Source organism: Klebsiella sp. GW_Kp182, from assembly GCF_040062275.1.
GTDB classification, from domain to species: domain Bacteria; phylum Pseudomonadota; class Gammaproteobacteria; order Enterobacterales; family Enterobacteriaceae; genus Klebsiella; species Klebsiella michiganensis.
Map to the genome: position 1 here is coordinate 276,886 of NZ_JBEAFQ010000002.1, position 18,409 is coordinate 295,294.

At 46.3% G+C, this 18,409-nt stretch carries 10 protein-coding genes, 2 tRNA genes and 4 pseudogenes; 10 read left to right on the forward strand and 6 right to left on the reverse strand.

Features of this window, described 5'->3' with window-relative positions; translation table 11 throughout:
* Positions 1 to 42 precede the first annotated feature (42 nt).
* On the forward strand, positions 43 to 957 hold the full coding sequence (locus ABLU88_RS03415; RefSeq protein ID WP_348836156.1) for a LysR family transcriptional regulator: 915 nt from the start codon (positions 43 to 45) through the stop codon (positions 955 to 957).
* A 159-nt stretch (positions 958 to 1,116) separates the two neighbouring features.
* Here ABLU88_RS03415 and ABLU88_RS03420 read toward each other — a convergent pair.
* Positions 1,117 to 1,418, reverse strand: a pseudogene (locus ABLU88_RS03420) (molybdopterin-dependent oxidoreductase); the annotation flags it as partial.
* Positions 1,419 to 1,421: 3 nt separating this feature from the next.
* Here ABLU88_RS03420 and ABLU88_RS03425 point away from each other — a divergent pair.
* Positions 1,422 to 1,601 (forward strand): annotated as a pseudogene (locus ABLU88_RS03425) (type II toxin-antitoxin system PemK/MazF family toxin); the annotation flags it as partial.
* 338 nt (positions 1,602 to 1,939) lie between these two features.
* Positions 1,940 to 4,813 (forward strand): P-loop NTPase fold protein, encoded by a 2,874-nt coding sequence (locus ABLU88_RS03430; RefSeq protein WP_181251586.1) that lies wholly within the window; start codon positions 1,940 to 1,942, stop codon positions 4,811 to 4,813.
* Between the two features lie 199 nt (positions 4,814 to 5,012).
* On the opposite strand, the gene ABLU88_RS03435 is transcribed toward ABLU88_RS03430, so the two are convergent.
* Positions 5,013 to 9,407 carry a hypothetical protein gene (locus ABLU88_RS03435; RefSeq protein WP_348836157.1) on the reverse strand — a complete coding sequence of 1,465 codons (4,395 nt, stop codon included), beginning with the start codon at positions 9,405 to 9,407 and terminating at the stop codon, positions 5,013 to 5,015.
* A gap of 421 nt (positions 9,408 to 9,828) precedes the next feature.
* On the opposite strand from ABLU88_RS03435, the pseudogene ABLU88_RS03440 reads away from it, so the two are divergent.
* From ABLU88_RS03440 to ABLU88_RS03455, 4 genes and pseudogenes are all read left to right on the forward strand, one after another.
* A pseudogene (locus tag ABLU88_RS03440) lies at positions 9,829 to 10,138 on the forward strand (hypothetical protein); the annotation flags it as partial.
* A gap of 2 nt (positions 10,139 to 10,140) precedes the next feature.
* Positions 10,141 to 10,260: pseudogene (locus ABLU88_RS03445) on the forward strand (helix-turn-helix domain-containing protein); the annotation flags it as partial.
* Positions 10,261 to 10,520: 260 nt separating this feature from the next.
* On the forward strand, positions 10,521 to 10,778 hold the full coding sequence (locus ABLU88_RS03450) for an antitoxin (protein ID WP_004852307.1): 258 nt from the start codon (positions 10,521 to 10,523) through the stop codon (positions 10,776 to 10,778).
* The gene (locus ABLU88_RS03455) at positions 10,779 to 11,111 is read left to right on the forward strand and encodes a type II toxin-antitoxin system PemK/MazF family toxin (protein WP_004852304.1); all 333 of its coding nucleotides are present in this window, start codon (positions 10,779 to 10,781) and stop codon (positions 11,109 to 11,111) included. It abuts the gene before it with no gap.
* 52 nt (positions 11,112 to 11,163) lie between these two features.
* Here ABLU88_RS03455 and ABLU88_RS03460 read toward each other — a convergent pair.
* Positions 11,164 to 11,239, reverse strand: a tRNA-Asn gene (locus tag ABLU88_RS03460).
* A 194-nt stretch (positions 11,240 to 11,433) separates the two neighbouring features.
* On the opposite strand from ABLU88_RS03460, the gene ABLU88_RS03465 reads away from it, so the two are divergent.
* On the forward strand, positions 11,434 to 12,891 hold the full coding sequence (locus ABLU88_RS03465) for an EmmdR/YeeO family multidrug/toxin efflux MATE transporter (RefSeq protein WP_122117337.1): 1,458 nt from the start codon (positions 11,434 to 11,436) through the stop codon (positions 12,889 to 12,891).
* Positions 12,892 to 13,016: 125 nt separating this feature from the next.
* Positions 13,017 to 13,092 (forward strand) — tRNA-Asn (locus ABLU88_RS03470).
* Between the two features lie 760 nt (positions 13,093 to 13,852).
* Here the strand turns inward: ABLU88_RS03470 and ABLU88_RS03475 are convergent.
* Together ABLU88_RS03475 and ABLU88_RS03480 are read right to left on the reverse strand one after the other, a co-directional pair.
* The gene (locus ABLU88_RS03475; protein WP_014229909.1) at positions 13,853 to 15,307 is read right to left on the reverse strand and encodes an AMP nucleosidase; all 1,455 of its coding nucleotides are present in this window, start codon (positions 15,305 to 15,307) and stop codon (positions 13,853 to 13,855) included.
* Positions 15,308 to 15,439: 132 nt separating this feature from the next.
* A complete protein-coding gene (locus ABLU88_RS03480) occupies positions 15,440 to 15,697 on the reverse strand; it encodes a histidine kinase (protein WP_014229908.1) in 258 nt (85 codons plus the stop codon).
* Between the two features lie 175 nt (positions 15,698 to 15,872).
* On the opposite strand from ABLU88_RS03480, the gene ABLU88_RS03485 reads away from it, so the two are divergent.
* Positions 15,873 to 17,408 (forward strand): alpha/beta hydrolase, encoded by a 1,536-nt coding sequence (locus ABLU88_RS03485; protein ID WP_183129337.1) that lies wholly within the window; start codon positions 15,873 to 15,875, stop codon positions 17,406 to 17,408.
* On the opposite strand, the gene ABLU88_RS03490 is transcribed toward ABLU88_RS03485, so the two are convergent.
* Positions 17,400 to 18,332, reverse strand: a complete 933-nt coding sequence (locus ABLU88_RS03490; RefSeq protein WP_348836158.1) for a nucleoside recognition domain-containing protein — start codon at positions 18,330 to 18,332, stop codon at positions 17,400 to 17,402. The genes ABLU88_RS03485 and ABLU88_RS03490 overlap by 9 nt on opposite strands.
* Positions 18,333 to 18,409: the final 77 nt, after the last annotated feature.

Below are 18,409 nucleotides of genomic sequence, written 5' to 3' on the forward strand. Positions count from 1 at the left end.
CAATTAATCTCTTTCTAATGCAGTATTTTACGGATGTTAACAATGAAAAATATTCCCGAATTGCAACATGTAGAAATGCTTATTCTTATTGTGAAGCATGGAAGTTTTCGTCAGGCAGCAAAAGAGTTGAATATTTCTCCACCAACGTTAACTATTGCCATAAATAATCTGGAAGAGAAACTGGGCGCGAGGCTTTTAAATCGTTCTACGCGCAGTCTTTCCCTGACCGCTATCGGCCAGGAGTTTCTGAATGACGTTACTCCTGTGCTCAATGACTACAGGCGGGTGATTGATAACCTTAATGAGCACAGAGCAAAGCCGGAAGGGGTGGTGAGACTCAATTTGCCACGCATTGTGCTGGATCTCTTCTTTCAACGTTACTTCGCACCGTTCAAAAATGAGTATCCGGATATTAAACTTGAGTTATTCACCACGGACAGAAAAGTCAATATTATAGATTCAGGATTTGATGCGGGTATACGCTATACGCAAGATGTGCCTAAAGATATGATTGCCATACCCTTTGGAGAGCCGCTATCTCTTATTCCAGTGGCGAGTGCGGATTTTATAAATAAATGCGGCGCACCCTCTTCACCAAAAGATCTCGTTAATTTCAGATGCATTAATCGTTGCTTTCCAGGTGGGGATCTGTACCGCTGGGAGTTTATTAGCGCTACGGGCGTTATAACGGAAGTGGCTGTGAAGGGCGATCTGGTGATGGATTCCGATGCGGCGATGATTCAGGCTGCGGAATCCGGATTAGGTATTGCCTTTGTATATGAGAATCTGGTTCAGGATAAAATTAAAGAAGGCGGGCTTGTCCGCTTACTGTCTGATTATCGTTATCCTGCCGATCATTTTAATATTTACTATCCGAGCCGCAAACATATCCCGGTCCCCCTGAGAACATTTATAACATGGGTGATGTCGATGAATAAAAATATCCTGCAGCAATAGCATGTGAAACGGCGGTTGAAAATAGACGGGATGAAAAACTGATTTTATCACGCTCTTTTGTATCGTCTGTACGCCTGACGCTTCTGCGGCTTTATCGTCCGGTCGCCATCCCGCGCCGTTAACGCTGTCCGGTTCCGTAGTTCCGGGGCAGTGCGAGCGCTAAATACCGCTAAACCCGTTGTAGCCCCGATCCTCCCGGTAGCCGCCGGGGTTGGTATCGCTGACGAAAATGGCGGCGATATGCCTGGCGTTTTTGAACCCAGTTTGGTCGGCTCCCGCAATCGTAGCGGAAAACCCTATTCTGCAGCCAACGACTTACCGGCAAAATCCAGCGCCAGAAGGGTTTTCGGATGCAGCGCGGTGGCCATACCAATACAGGTGTAGTAGCGTCCGCGCACTGAAAGCCGCCATAGCGCGCTGGGATCGGCGCCGACATACTGCAGGAAGCGCTTTAGCGGTACTTTGCTCGCACGGCAGATTTCACCGTTTCACTGGAAGGGGCAGGGACAAAAACGTTGGGCGTTATTCGCTGCGACCAGCCCAGAACCATAAATATGGCTGCCCGGAACGGCAAGCGGCTGGAACGCATACCAGACGCTGTGGTAAATGAAGTGCTTGCCAGGCTGGATGCAATTTTACGTTAACGCAGGACGCAGAAAAGCAAAAAGCCTGCTTTAAAAGTAGGTTTTTCAAATTTGGCTCCTCTGATAGGGAGTGCCTTTGCCACTAACTTGCTGATTAACAAGCTAAATATAAACATTGGGGTTGTCAAGACCACCAGTATGATCACCATTTAATGATGAGCATATTGAGTGTGGGATGTCTCCAATCTTTCTCTCACAATAAAAGGGAAGTAACAATATAGATATATTTTATCATTTATATCTTGACATAATTTTTGTTATAGTATCAATATGATAGTTAATGAATTGTATGTTTTCAAATTGTTATGGAATCTAGATACACTATTATGTGAGTTGCTATGAAAAGAGAAGACGCTTTTAAAAAATTTAATATCCTTAAAGAACAATACAATATATCTAAAGATGTTCTTTCTGATGCTAATGAAGCAACCACTCGTCTTATTGTTATTGATAGTGTTCTTGATATTCTTGGTTGGGATAAAACCGATTTCAATCCAGAAATGTATTGCGGCAGTGCAGGGTATTCTGATTATTTATTATCAATAGATGGAAAGCCAAAATTAATTGTAGAAGCCAAAAAAGTGGGGGTTACTTTTGGTCATAAATATAAAAAAATCAATTCTAAAGAATACACTGTTTCGTATTTCAAAAGTGCCTTCAAGAGAAATTTGTTTGATGTTATTGAACAAGCTCAAAAATATTGTATCGAGAAAGGAGTTCAAAATGCAGTAATCACAAATGGTTCTGAGTGGCTTGTTGCTCCAATGCTTCCTAAACCAGGGAAAACTATAGATTTGATGAAGGGTATTTATTTTGGAAGTATCTTTGATGATGACTTTTCATTTGATTATTTTTGGTCATTGATATCAAAAGATTCTGTAGAGAAAAATGAATTAGACTATTATCTATCAGAGATTAATCACTCTCAATCAGAAATTTGTCATATTTTAAGAGGGCATTTAGGGAATCTAAAATGGCGAAGAGTATCGAGTGAGCCATATTTTGATGATTTTTATGAGTATTTCTTTTCGCAGATTACAGAGACAAATCAAAGAAAAATGTTGGAACATTGTTTTGTTTCCGACTCTAAACTAGAACAATTTAAAGGAGAATTGAAAAGGGTATTAAGAGATACAGCACCTCATTATTTGCCTAATGATACACTAGACTTTGAACCCTTAGAGGGTAAGGATTTTTTGTTAAACAATAGTGATGGTAAGGTTGTTATTATAACAGGATCGGTAGGGTGCGGAAAAACAACTTTAGTCACAAAATGTCTTGTAGAGGCACGACAAGCAAAAGATATATATGCAACACCAATATTAATAGATTTAATTAATGATGTATCAAAAAATACTTTAAATGCAAAAGAAATAGTTTTTTCTTATTTGTTTGAAGAAATAAAAACGAATTATAACGATGAGTTTGATATTGAAAACTTAAGGAGGACATTTTCAGATGAGCTAAGGATTTTGAAAAATGGGCCTTTTAAAGATAAATTTCTACGTGATCCTGGTAGTTTTATTGATAAGGAAGCTGAATCACTTGATAAATTGAGTTCTGATGTTCAAAGTTTTGTCCTGAGAATTTTCAGGAAAAGAGTCAGAGAAAATAAATCAGTTATTATTATAATAGATAATGTAGATAGAGCCTCGGAAATTTTTCAAGAAGAAATATATGCCTTATCTCACATGATTTCTAAGGACTCTGGAGCGACAGTGATTATAACTCTAAGAGAATTCACTTTTTTTAGAAATAAAGAGAATGGCTTTTTGGATGTCAGGCCAGAGGATAAAGTGATACATTTAAAAGCTCCTGATTTCAATAAATTAATATCATCAAGGTTACGATATATCAAAGACTTTGCTGATTCTGATTACAGAGTAAAAGATTGGCGAAAGAAATATGATTATCAGGAATTTTTTGATTATATACAGTATTATGCAGATTCTTTGAAAAAACATTTTCAATTATCAAGTGATGGTAATACTATTCTGGAAATATTATCCTCAGTTTCTTGGCATAATATAAGAACATTCTATCATTTAGTAAAAAGAGTACATAAACAACTTGGGGATAAAAAACCGTGGTCAAAAAATGATATCATAGCTGCATTAATGTGTAATACTGAGCAGGGAGAACGCTCATATATCCCTAATGTTTTTAGGCCATATGGTGATGTTAATCAATGTTATTTTTTGAAAGTTAGGGTGCTATCTTTTCTACATGATGCTGTTTCCGATGGCGAAGTATCAAAGGGAGTGACTTTCGAGCGCATAATATCTTTTGCTCTATTTTATGGATATAGACGAGATTGGATTATTAAGACTATCGAAGAATCTGTGAGGGAAAGATTAATTGAATGTATTGAAACTCCATCCGACAGTGATATAACACTGGAATATAAAGTAAATAGTACCCATTCTTTTAGAATATCACCACTTGGTGTATCACTAATTGTAGAAATTTGTTTTACGGCAGTATATATTTCTTTTATATCTATAGACTTGCCTTATCATGAAACAAAACCATATTCTGAGATTGAGAGTCTCTTTAATTTAATATATAGTAAACCAGAGCGTGGTTATCCAGATGGTCTTAGTAGAGATAGTATTGAAAATATTTTAAATAGTAATATACCCAAAGTATCATCTCAATATCTATTGGCGGAATTTGAAAGGGAAAAACTGACTCTTCTAAAGTTAAAAAATCATACAGAAATAAATATGACAGAAAGAAGGGTTGCGGAAATAATTTCAAAATCATCACTGATATTTGATGATTGTATTAAGGCGAGTGATTGTAAATCATCTCAACAGTTTACTTTTGAATTTGATGATCAACTGGATGAGTCTGTAACTTTAGATATAAATTGCATAATACCAGAGAGTTTTAAAGATGTTGAGTTTAGTAAAAGAGAATATGAGCATCTAATATTCATAGCAATTGTTATTCTTACGTATACTGGTATAGAAGCAAGTACTGGAGTGGAAATTACAAGAGTCATCAATGAACATTTGGTTGATGATGATAATAAGAAGTTTCCTAATAATATATCCAGAGCTTTAAGAAGCAAAAAGTTTTCTGAATTATCATGGCTATTAATTAGGGGGGATTTGCATCATAAGTTTAAAAAATTCTCTCTTAATAGTGGATGGCAGGATTACTGGTGTGAGTATTTTTATGAAACAGCACCTGATATACTGAAATAGAAAAATCTTTACTTAATATTATTTATAAGTATTTCGCATAATTGTGCCACACGCATTTAGAGATCTTCCGACATACTCAACCTGTGCAACGGAGGAGATCGATATGCGTAAAGTCCGTTTAGATATTACCATGATAAATTTATTAAAACTAATATGAAATATAGATCCTATTCTGAGTAAATCACTCAGAATGTTGGGGCTATTTATGTGCTGGAACAAGATAAGGAGAAGTCAAATCAAGGCCGACAACAATTAACTTCAGTGAGCTATTTTCAGACATTATTTTATTTGCTTTAACATTAAGATACTCAAGCAAATCCTTAAAATATAGTCGCTTTCTGGTGATGGGGTTTTGCCAGTATTTTTTATCGCCATTATAGGTGAGTAATAAACAGCCAGTTTTACAACCGTCATATCTTAAGTACTGCCCAACCAGTTGATGTTCAAGCGCACGCTCAAAATCAGCGATGCTCCATCTTTTATCTGCCAGTTTTACCTCAATTACGGCTTTATGCTGTCCGCATGGGCTCAGGAGACAAATATCGGTCTTTTTACCATCGGCAACCTCACTTTCCCGAACCACAGAGTAAGTTGATTTGGCAGCAGCTTCCAAACGCCACGCCAGCGTGGGTTGTATATGTGCTTCGAGTGTTACGGTGCGAAGAATATCCCGATCGGTGAAATCACTATGAGATAAGGCATACTGCAAATCTTGCAATCGGTTAATCATTATTTGGTACAGTGCTTCCTGATGATGTGGTGGTTGTTCTAAATAGTTATCGAGTTTTAGTACGGCTTCCTCTGTCAGCGAGACACTATCTGAGTTCAGCGCAGCTCTTTCTCTGGCTAAATATTCAAAACGCGCCTTTGATAAATAAAAGTGTGGCTGTTTAGCGAGTCGTATAATTTCGGTGACTGTCTTGTCGTTACTAATATTCAGAAGTCTGTCGAGCAGCGCACCGCGTGCTTCTTCTGCTCTGTCCCTGAGGTCAGGAGTAAAAACACCATCATGTTCCCGATCGTCTTCACGTCTAATAAACTGGTATGCAATATCCAGTAGTTTTCCAGTCATAGAAATATTTTGAGAAATATCACTATTGTAAAATGGGGACTGATGTCTTCTTGATGCCTGATGTGAAAACAGAGTTGCATAGAGACTTGTAATATATGAATCTTTCTCGGGGCATTTTCTGAACACATGTTGAAAAGTTTCCATGCCAATATCTGGTGAAAAAATGAAGGCGTATCTCAGAAACGCATAATATTCGGGGTTATAAGGTGCGATTTTATAGGCAGACATACAGTTCTGGGCAATAATTTTCTTTTTATCGTCAGAGATTACATCAATCAGTGACATTAAAATCTTTTCAACAGGAGAGCCGCCGCTGTTAATCGTCTCTTTATTTACGGCCAAAAGATAGCTATTAGCAACGTTGAAGATGCCATCCGATAATAATTTACGTAAGGTGATGTCAGCACTGGCAATCTGACCGATTATCGGGCAATGATTACCATTCTTTATATGATGAATGGCATACTGAAGTTCTGAACCAATGATCTCTTTAACTATATCTGGAAAGGTTATGGCTAACTCATTAATGAAAGGCGTAAAGTTATTTTGCAGGAATGTAGCATATTTTATAGCCAGTGATGCCTCACTGTGATTTAGCCTCTTTTGCCATCCCTGATAATCACTTTCGGCAAGTAATCCCATTATCGCAATGATTTCACGCCGCTCTGGTGAACTTCTATTTATCCGTTTCTGCTCAAATTGGAGCTGAATAGGGCTTTTACGCCAATATTCCCGAAGGGCTGTTTCAATCTGTTCTATATCATCATCGCTAAAAGTCTTTTTTAGTATATCTCTGCTCCAAAATTCTTCAGGTGAATAGTGTCGATGTGTTTTTTGCAACATAACAGCGACATGATTTAGCACTGAAAACTGGGTGTCATCAGAAAGCATCCATGTACTGTCTGTTGTGGTTGCATCGTACCAGATTAACCATTTGTTTATTTCTTCATCCTGCCGACTTTTTTCAGCTTCCTGTCTATTTTTTTCTTTTTCCTTACGAACCTCTTGCTTGCGAATAGATTCTATGTCGATTGGTTTTGGTCTTAACCATTGGTGTACTGAGGATAATAATGTTTCATCATCACTAACCGCATTGATTAATGAATCATGAAATTCTGGAGTATTATCGACTAGCGGAGTGAAACGGAATAAGAATTCCAGTAATACAGAACGTAGCTCAGGGGATGCTTTATCGAAAAGTAGTGCAATTAACCAATGTAAGTCATTTTTATTAAAAGTGGATATGATGATGCGTTCCTGAAGAAGAAAAGCATCAATATCATGTTTGATGATTTGAGATAATAAACTCCATTCTGTTATGAAAATGAATTTTCGGATTGTTGTTATTGTTATATTATTTAGGTTGTTTTTGATAACAGATAAGTCATCATTAACATAACTGAAATCAGCTTCGTTAAAAAGATGACAAACTAGACAAGAAAAAATCAGACTTTTATTTTCGATGTGAAACCCACTGGCTAATTGTCTGGCGCAGATCTTGGCCAGTGCACATGTTAAATAACCATAGCGACTTGTTGGATGATAATGTCTAGTTTCCAGAGTGTTATTATCGAGGATGAGTTTCGTTAGCTGCTCCCGAAATGCAATAGCAGCATCAGATTCAGGCGCTATTTCTGTTGCCACATTATATAATGCCCATTTAAATCCATTGGTTGAGCTTTTGGGTTCCGTTGTTCTCTTTATCAGAATCAACAAATTATCTACAGAGAGCAACTGAGGGAACAACTCTTCGGCGAAATGAAAAATGAACTTTTCAGGCCATAACTCAGGCAAGTTTATAACATCATGTACTATTTTTTGTTGGAGTACATAATCATCAGTTGCTGCGATGGCTTTTATTGCCCTGAGCCGATCGGTTATTTCAATACTCGGGTCGTACACGGCCTGTTTCAGTAACGCATTACAATACTGAAATTTTCCTGTCCAGATAATCTCCAGCAATAACTCTCTGACGTCATCGTTCTGGTATCCCTCAGACCATAATTTTTTGATTACTGGCTGAAGCTCTGTATGCGAAAACCGTGTAACTTGCACTAGCGGAATATTGATGCCTCTTGATGTTCCATGCTTATAATTCAATACGAAATTTTTCATTACTTCCGAGCGGACTTCTATTGGCAAGGATCCAGGATCACCCCCAGAAAGCAATATTTCTGGTGCTCTATTTATCAGTTCTTTGCATACATATGGATCCCAGAGAGACAGCCAGGCAGTAACAGAACTCATTGAAGGAATAACAACAGGAAAATTACAACGTTCTGAAAATAACAAATTGAAGCATGCGCTGATGGGCATTCCCTTCTTAATTAAATGCTGCAACCGACGAGCGGCTAAATATTCTAGTACTGAGCGGTGATGAAAGCGGACCCGCTCGTAGGTCGCAGACTCAAAAATGGCCAGTCTCAAGAGTGTTTTAATATCTTTGGGTAACCAGTCATTTAATATTTTTTGGGGATTTAATGAATGGCTATCTGATTTGAACGATTCAGAAATACCGATTGTGAGTTTACGCGTCAGGCTCATTGCCAGAGCTAATTTTTCTACTGCATTCCTTATCTCTTGCGGAGATTTTAGGACCTTTTCACATCGGCTATAATTTTCTGTCAGCCTGTGTTGAATATCTGATTCATGTAGTATTAACGCCGAATCAAACCTCTGGTGTGTGTTCCAGTATGTGATCAGTGAGAGCAGGTCCTGTGGCCGACTGGCAAAGACTTCGGCATCTAGAGTATAAAGCTGTTGCAGAAAATGTTCCGGATCAGATACAGCAGATTCACAAGTAAATTTTCTTATTTGCTTGTTCGTCATTGGTCGCATGTAAAAACAGTGAAGCCGATGATAATCATCAGACTGCTCTTCGGTTTCCTTTTCCAGTTCTTCCAGAGGATTACTGAAGGCGGGCTGAGTAAACCAGTCGGAAACCATATTTTTAAAGAATTCACGCCCGGACGTCTGTGAAATGGGGATTATACTTTCTTCGAAAAGTTGATTGTCGGGTAACCATTCTTCAAGGATGGTAGAATCGTAGCTATTCCAGTCACTGTGGCGACATGACATAACAATTCTGACTCTGGAAAGGTGTTTTTCTAATTGCTGATGAAGTTTTCGCAATACTCTATTGAACTCCTCACCTTTTAGTTTTAATTCATCGACAGCATCCAGAAATAAATAGGCGCAATCAGAGCTATTTTCCCATTGTTTAAACCTGACCCTTTCATAGGGATGGAGTATATCTACAATGAGGTCTTCCGCCAGTGCTTCTGTAGGAATAAAGAACGAAAACTGACCTGACTGATTTAACTTTGTCGATTGCTCCTTCATCTCTCGCGATTTTCCTGCCCCTGCTTCCGCCAGAATAATGATGCGCGAATATTTCAGCAATTCATCCCAGCCGATAGTATTACTATCTTCAAACCAGTCAGCATAAATCTGTGCGGGAATTTCTTCCTGCGGATTACTGGATTTATAGAAACGTCGGTTTACGTTGATATAATTAGCCATGGTTTTCCTTGCTGAAATATTGCATCCATAAATGGATTCCGCTGGAGCATATACGAGTGTAATCCCAGTGGAACATTCTGTTCAACAACCGATTGAAACACTGAAGAATTTTTGTCTCTTTCTATTACGGTTGAATTTTCTTGCTGCTGATTACTTAACGCAGTGTCCTTACCCGGCACCTGCAAAATCAGGTGCCGGGATTGGTCTCCTGAAGATATTCCTTACTGGCGACATATGACGCGCTTTGCGTCTTTTTTATGTCGTTCACCCAGCTACATCTCTATGGTGGGCCGGACTGAGGCACTGCAAGGCGCGCGGGTGTCCAGTAAGGCTGGTAAGACCAACTCCGTCCGGTTCCACCACCCGCAAGATTGGTCTCTTCGGTGGTGGTTCAATTAATCACTTACTGGAGGCTGCCACTATGGCTACGATCCCCACTCAAGTATATCCGTTACTTGCTGTTCTCTTCAATGCTGCCACGGATTTTACCGTACCGGCCGATCACTGCGAAACCGTCGCCGAAACCCTGATTGAAAGCAACAATCCAATACTCAAAATAGCGCTCTGCGGCAGACTCAACGCCAGTCTGTCCGCTGCTCCAGTCCACGTTGTTAGAGCCCGTCCTGCCCCATCTTATTGAAAGCCTGACCGTCGACACCCTCTCTGTAAATTTGCCCCGTTTCGAGCTTGAATGTACAGATCTTTGCTGCTACTGCCTCGCACTGACGCAACCGGACTGGCGTCCTCCACACTGACCAATGCCCTTACCCACCGCTGGCCCAATAGCGAAAGATTGATTGCTGAAGCGTTCGACTTCGAGCCTGGAAAAATCAGGCCTTCACGCTGCCGCTGATGCTCCTCCGAAGCAGCTCCGATCCGGAAGCCGCCTCGCATTCCGTTTACCTGAACCGCCATAATCCTTTAAACCGCAAAAACAGTTTTCTATTATCAGCCTTCTTAGTTACGCGTTTCGTTCCCACCTGTACTGTCCTTCGATGGATAACGGCTTTCTTCACGCTTTATTACGAAAAGGAAATCACCATGAATCTGATGAATAATTGTGCATCGCCTGCCGTAGATGTTATATTTAAATATAATATTCGGAGGTGCTCTATGTATACCACTCGCCTGAAAAAGGTCGGCGGATCCATCATGCTGGCGGTTCCTCCCGCCGTGCTCAAAACGCTGGAGCTGTCGACGGACAGCGAAGTCGGCATGACCATTAATAATGGCTGCCTGATTATTGAACCCCAGAAACGGCCTCATTATTCTCTTGAGGAGCTGCTGGCGCAGTGCGATCCGCACGCCGAAATGAGCGAAGAGGATCGGGAATGGATTGATGCTCCTGCGGTGGGCAAGGAGATCCTGTAGATGGACAGAGGGGAAATCTGGCTCGTTTCACTGGATCCGATTGCAGGCCACGAGCAAAGCGGAAAACGTCCGGTGCTTATCGTATCGAAGGCATCGTTTAACAAGCTGACCCGGTTACCCGTTGTTGTTCCCATCACCAGCGGCGGAAATTTTGCTCGCACGGCAGGTTTCACCGTTTCACTGGAAGGGGCAGGGATAAAAACGTTGGGCGTTATTCGCTGCGACCAGCCCAGAACCATTGATATGACTGCCCGGAACGGCAAGCGGCTGGAACGCATACCAGACGCTGTGGTAAATGAAGTGCTTGCCAGGCTGGATGCAATTTTGAGTTAACGCAGGACGCAGAAAAGCAAAAAGCCTGCTTCAAAAGCAGGCTTTTCTAATATGGCTCCTCTGACTGGACTCGAACCAGTGACATACGGATTAACAGTCCGCCGTTCTACCGACTGAACTACAGAGGAATCGTTGTGGAGTCGTATCTTAGCGGCGAAAAAACTTTTGTCAAACATCTATTCGCCGTCCGAGGCTCAACTGGCGCATCCATCAACAAATTGTCGCCATTATCGACAATTTATCGGGAAAAATGCTTTGCAGGATTAGCTTTTCTCTATCATCATTTGAAATGTAGTTTCAACTTTTCTCACTAAGGTCTCCCTTGAACGTCACCGCCGCATTACGCCAGTCCGTCGAACGCACGTCCTGGTTTAAAAAACGCAAGAGCTATCGCGTCCTCTACTGGCGTGAAATCAGCCCGCTTGCGGTCCCCATTTTGCTGGAAAACGCCTGCGTATTGCTGATGGGCGTGTTGAGTACTTTTTTGGTCAGCTGGCTCGGTAAAGAGGCCATGGCGGGCGTAGGCCTGGCCGACAGCTTCAATATGGTGATCATGTCCTTTTTTGCCGCCATCGACCTCGGTACGACCGTGGTGGTGGCGTTTAGCCTGGGCAAACGGGACCGGCGGCGGGCAAGGGCGGCAGCGCGCCAGTCGCTGGCGATAATGACCCTGTTCTCGATTATTCTCGCGGCGCTCATCCATGCCTTCGGCGCGGAAATCATTAATTTTGTCGCCGGGGATGCGACAGAAGAGGTAAAAGGTCTGGCGCTGACCTATCTGGAGCTGACGGTGCTGAGCTATCCGGCGGCGGCAATTGCCCTGATCGGCAGCGGCGCGCTGCGCGGCGCCGGGACCACCAAAATTCCGCTGCTGATCAACGGCGGGATGAATATCCTCAATATTATTATCAGCAGCATCCTGATTTACGGCATTTTCTCGTGGCCCGGCATGGGGTTTGTCGGGGCGGGGCTGGGATTAACGATTGCCCGCTACATTGGCGCGGTGGCCACCATTTGGGTGCTAATGATCGGTTTTAACCCGGCGCTGCGCATTTCGCTGAAGAGCTATTTTAAGCCGTTTAACTTCGCCATTATCTGGGAAGTGATGGGCATCGGGATCCCCGCCAGCATTGAATCGGTTTTGTTCAACGGCGGTAAGCTGCTGACGCAGATGTTTGTTGCCGGGATGGGGACCAACGTGATTGCCGGTAACTTTATCGCTTTCTCCGTGGCCGCGCTGATCAACCTGCCGGGGAACGCGCTCGGTTCAGCATCGACTATTATCACTGGCCGACGCCTCGGAAAAGGGCAGATCGCTCAGGCGGAGCGTCAGGCGTGGCACGTCTTCTGGCTGTCGACCATCATTTTGACGGCGATCGCCTGGGGAACCGCGCCGCTTGCCGGCCTGATCGCCTCGTTCTATACCAGCGAAGAGGACGTTAAAGTGGTGGTGAAAGAGCTGCTGTGGCTGAACGCCTTCTTTATGCCGATCTGGGCGATGGCCTGGACGCTGCCGTGCGCCTTTAAAGGGGCGCGTGACGTGCGTTACACCATGTGGGTCTCAATGCTCGGCATGTGGGGCTGTCGCGTGGTGGCGGGCTACACGCTGGGGATTGTGCTGGGCATGGGGGTGATCGGCGTCTGGCTGGGTATGGTGCTTGACTGGGCGGTGCGCGGCGTTTTGTTTTACTGCCGGATGGTCAGCGGGCGCTGGCTGTGGAAGTATCCGCGAACGAAAGCGCAGGCCGACGAGACCCGCGCGCAGGTTGAAGAAACGTAACATGCGGTGGGCGAAACGGGACTTTTCGCCCAAAGTGGAGAATTATTCGGCAAACGGTTTGAAATGTGAAAACAGCCTTTGACAAGGTGGGGCGCCATCGATAATATGCGCCTCGTTCAAACGATTCCTCTGTAGTTCAGTCGGTAGAACGGCGGACTGTTAATCCGTATGTCACTGGTTCGAGTCCAGTCAGAGGAGCCATATTTAAGAAGCCCGCTTAAGGAAACTTAAGCGGGCTTTTTGCTTTCCTATTCCATAGCCACGATGGTGGCAACGCCGGGGCACAAGAACATTCCCTGCGCACCGTCAGGGTCTTAAAACCAGGATACAATAAGGGAAATTAGCCCGATCGCGGCAGTCCAGAAAAAAAGAGTTGCTAATAAAATAAACAGGCGGATATTCCCTACGGTTAATTTCATAAAGCTGTCGTCCATACTTTTACGAAAATAGTACATTGCCGGTCGCGATAGATAAGCATATCCATGGTTGCTTACTGTCGACATGCGCAATTTTATCTCTGGTAATTTAGTAACAAGGTATTTGTTGCAAACAACCTGTCGCTATTAAAGGATGATTCCAGAGTAAAGTAGCGCCCATAGGTAACTCTTTGATTATTTTGATCTCTCCCTGGCGCTGGCTATTTTGTACTGCTTTTTGGTCCCGTGTGAATTTATCTAATTAATTTAAGAGGTTACGAGACTGAATTCAAGTGTTAATCAGGCCCTGGCTGGGCGTTTTATGACCACGGGGCAAATGATGCTAATTTGTTAACAAAATGTTTATTTTTAAGTTTAATAGCGGGAATAATATTGCGCGGATATCCCGTATGGATGTGTTCTGAGAAATTTTTACCCCTAACAAAAATAAACACTTTATTTTATAACGCTCAGTCCGGCTGGTAGCCGCGTAAATATTTCACGCGATCCGGACTGAGTGTATTCTGCTCGTATGATATCAGCGCTTAGCGGAACGGCGGTTCGTTGAAGGTTCTCAGCTTGCGCGAATGCATGTGGTCGCCTTCGGCGCGCAGCAGGTCAATCGCCCGAATACCAATCTGCAAATGTTCGGAAATTGCCCCTTCATAGAATCGGTTAGCCTGTCCCGGTAGCTTAATCTCGCCGTGCAGCGGTTTATCGGAGACGCACAGCAGGGTGCCGTAGGGGACGCGGAAGCGATAGCCCTGGGCGGCAATAGTCGCGCTTTCCATATCGATAGCCACCGCGCGGCTTAGGTTAAAGCGCAGCGCTGAGGCCGAGTAGCGCAGCTCCCAGTTGCGATCGTCGGTAGTGACCACCGTTCCGGTACGCAGCCGCTGCTTTACCTCTTCGCCCGGCATGCCGCTGACCTGCTTCGTGGCGTCGTAGAGCGCGCGCTGAACTTCGGCGATGCTCGGAATAGGGATATCCGGCGGCAGCACCGCATCCAGCACGTGGTCGTCGCGCAGATAGGCATGGGCCAGCACGTAGTCGCCGATATTCTGGCTTTCACGCAGGCCGCCGCAGTGGCCAATCATCAGCCAGACGTCCGGACGCAGCACCGCCAGATGGTCGCAGATATTTTTGGCATTTGCCGGGCCGACGCCAATATTAATCAGCGTGATCCCCTGTCCGTCTTTGGTTATCAGATGCCAGGCGGGCATCTGGTGCTTTTTCCACGCCAGATCGGAAATCGCTTCCTCCGGTGCCTCCGTGTCCGCCGTTATCCAGATCCCGCCCGCGCAGGAGAGGGCGATATAGGGGCTCTCGGGATCGAGAATTTGGCTACAGCCCCAGCGCACGAACTCATCGACGTAGCGGGTGTAGTTGGTAAACAGCATATACGGCTGGAAATGGTCAACCGGCGTGCCGGTATAGTGGCGCAGGCGCGCCAGCGAGAAATCGACGCGGCGGGCGTCGAAGTGGGAAAGTGGATAGTATTCCGTCGAATGAAACAGGCCATCGGCGGTTTCATCGCCAATTTGCGACAGCTCGGTGGTGGGGAAAAAACGCGTCAGGCCGGCGCTCATTGAGCGATCGAGCGTGAGTTCAGAGCCATCAATAACGTACGGATAGGGGATCTCATGCTGCGACAGCCCGACGGTAATCGCGGCATCGTAATCCTGATACAGCATGGTGAGCTGCTCCAGCAGATAGGCGCGAAACAGTTTAGGGTTGGTGATGGTGGTGGTATAGCAACCGCTATGGGTGAAGCGACCCCAGGCCCGGGTTTTTAACGCTTTATGTTCCGCTCCGTCCCACGACACCGACAGCTGCGGGTAAACGAACAGTCCTTCCGCACGGGCGCTATTCTCGGGGAGGATATTATGGTGAATATAATCGCCGAGGGCTTTACGCAGCGCATTGACCGATTTTTCATAGAGCGCTTCGAGCTGCGTAAGCGCCTGTTCTGGGGTCAGCCTGGCGGCTTTCTGATTCATGACGTACTCCTTGTTTCTGCTCTGCTGACGTTTTGCTTAGTATGTCACAGACTGAAAAAGGCGCAGGACAATTTAACCCGCTTAGTTGAGAAAGTACTGAGATTAGAACCAGTTGATGCTGGGGGATGTCGATTAATGCGCGGTGATATTCGCGATGGCGCCCCAGCGTTCAGCGCTGAAATGCGTGGCGTTGAGCACTTTTAGGGTGATCGACTTATTGTCGTTAATGCAGTACAGGGCGTTAGCCAACGGCGTCAGCTTATCGCCCTCCTGTAGACGCCGGCCGCAGGAAGTGAGTTCCGCAATGATGGTTAGTTGGCCGCTTTGCAGAACCGCGTGGGTATGTGTAGACGTCGAGGCCTCGCGTAGTTTCTTAATCCACCATTCCATTTGTTTATTCCTGACCTGTTACACTCCGGCGATAATTCATGTTTGCTCCTCATCTGACAATAAGAACAGGCGGTTGGTTTAGTCTATGTTTAATAAGTGAATCGCAGGATCGGATTCCTTCTGCATAATAGCCCACCCTGGCAGCTAAAGAGATAATTCGGACAGAAATATGGCAATGATGCGTTTTACCCGGCTGCTGAATAAGTCGGGATTAAGATTAGTCTCGGTGGCGAAAAAAGCCATCATTGGGCTGCTGGTGGTCGTGATCGTCTTTTTTATTGGCCGTATTTACGAATCGCAGCGCGGTCCGGCGCTGCACCGCTGGCATACCTGGACGGCGAATGAAATGAGCGCCAGCGAGATTGACCGCGCCACTTTTGCCGAATACCAGACGCGGGAAGCGGCGATTTTCCGCGATATGAAAAGCAGCATTACCGACACGCTGAGCGACGATGAAAAAACGGCCATTAACCGCTTTTACGCGCAAAGTCTGGTCTATCCGGATAAGTTTCATCCCGACTGGAACCGCTCCTTTATTCTGCTGCCGCAGGGCAAACCGCGCGGCGCGGCGGTGCTGCTGCACGGCCTGACGGATTCGCCCTATAGCGTACATTATCTGGCGCAGCGCTATCAGCAGCAGGGATTTGTCGCCGTCGCGCCGCGGCTGCCCGGACACGGCACCGCCCCCGGCGCGCTCACCGCCGTGGACCGCGAAGAGTGGATCGCGACGACCCGGCTTGCGGTGCGCGAAGCGACGCGGCTGGCGGGGGATGACGCGCCGCTGCACGTGGTGGGCTACTCCAACGGCGGGGCGCTGGCGCTAAAATACGCCCTCGATAGCCTGGAAGATAAGTCGCTGCGGCGGCCGCAGCAGGTCATCCTGCTGTCGCCGATGATTGGCGTTACCGCCTTTGCGCGTTTTGCCGGGCTGGCCGGTTTACCTTCTGTATTCCCGGCTTTCGCCCGCGCGGCGTGGCTGAACGTCGTCCCGGAGTTTAATCCCTATAAATACAATTCGTTCCCGGTGAAGGCGGCAAGGCAGTCATGGCTGTTGTCGCAGGCGCTGCAGCAGCAAATCGTGCAGGAAGCGCAGCGTCAGCGGCTTTCTGAACTGGCACCGGTGTTAACTTTTCAGTCGGTGATGGATTCAACGGTGAGCACCCGGGCGGTGGTGGATTCGCTCTATCGTTATCTGCCGGATAACGGTAGCGAACTGGTGATTTTCGATATTAACCAGGCGGCGAATTTGCGCGCGCTATTTCGTCCCTCGCTCTATTCGGCGGTCAATACGTTATTGCCGCCGGCGCCTCGGCCCTACGGCACCACGGTGATTACCAACGCCGCGCCCGACACCTACGAGACGGTGGCCCGCACCACGCTTGCCGGGACGCGAAGCGAAACCGTGACGCCGCTGAATATCGCCTGGCCGCAGGATATGTATTCACTATCGCACGTGGCGGTGCCGTTCCCGCTGACCGACTCGCTCTATGGCCGCGAACCGGCGGAGAAAAATCGCTACGGGATCAGCATCGGTACGATCTCGTTGCGCGGGGAAACCTCAACCCTGAGCGTCGGGCTGGATACGCTGATGCGCGTCACGTCCAACCCGTTTTTCCCGTGGATGATGGCGCGCATTAACCATCATATCGCCTGTAGCGAGCAGGCGGATATCGCTGCCTGTCTCCGTTCGCAGGAGGCGGCCTCAGAATAGCGTGAGGTGCATCACGGTGCGGATGGCGATCCCGGCGATAGCGCCAATCGCGGCGAAGCGGAACAGGCGTACGAAGCGCGAGCTGACGCCCAGAAAGATGCCGATGCCGGGAAGATCGAACGTTTGCACTAGCAGGCCCGCCGAGGCGTTGATCTGGCTTACGGTCGCTTTACCCTGCTGGACGAGCTCGGAGACCACGCCGAAATAGGCCGTACCGCCGGCAACGCATTTGACCAGCGCCGGCAGCACGAAGTTAACCGGAATATTCAGCCACAGCAGCAGCGGCAGCAGCAGGCGCTGAAGCATCTCAATCAGGCCTGCCGCCTGCATAAATCCGACGATGGCCAGCGACAGGATCAGCATGGGCACCGCGCCGAGGGCCAGGCGGATGGCGTCGGCACCGGCGCTGTTGATAGCGGCGATAATCCCCTGGCTATTTTGCTCCGCCTCAGGCAGCGCGTCGGCCCGCACGTTTTCAACCATCGATAGCCTGCGGCCGGCGATATGCCAGGTGACCGCGGCGGCGCACAGCCCGCCGACAATCGAAATGATGATTGAGGCCAGCCAGTGCAGGCCGAAGGGCGTTAACGGGTAGAAAACGTTGCCTTGACCCATGGCGAAAAGCATCGCCAGCGTGGCGGCCATATGCCGGTCCGAAGCGCCGCGTTTATCCATAATCGCGAGGGTCGCCAGCGGGGCGGCGAAGCTGACAAAATTCATCTGAATCAGGGCAAAAGCGCTCATCCCGGTTAAGCCGAACGGCTTAAGCAGCGGGGCGAGCCAGCGAACGATGGCGTCCAGTACCCCGCGGACCTCCAGATATTTCATCACGATGAGCATGACGACCATGATTGGCAACAGCGTATAAAGCGCCACATCGACGGAGGTTTTCCCCGCCGACATAATAATGCTGATGAAGTCCATCTATTTCTCAATCACTGCGGGCAGAAAGGATAATTAGCGCCATCATAATCCCAGCAGCAAGGAAATGAAATCACCGC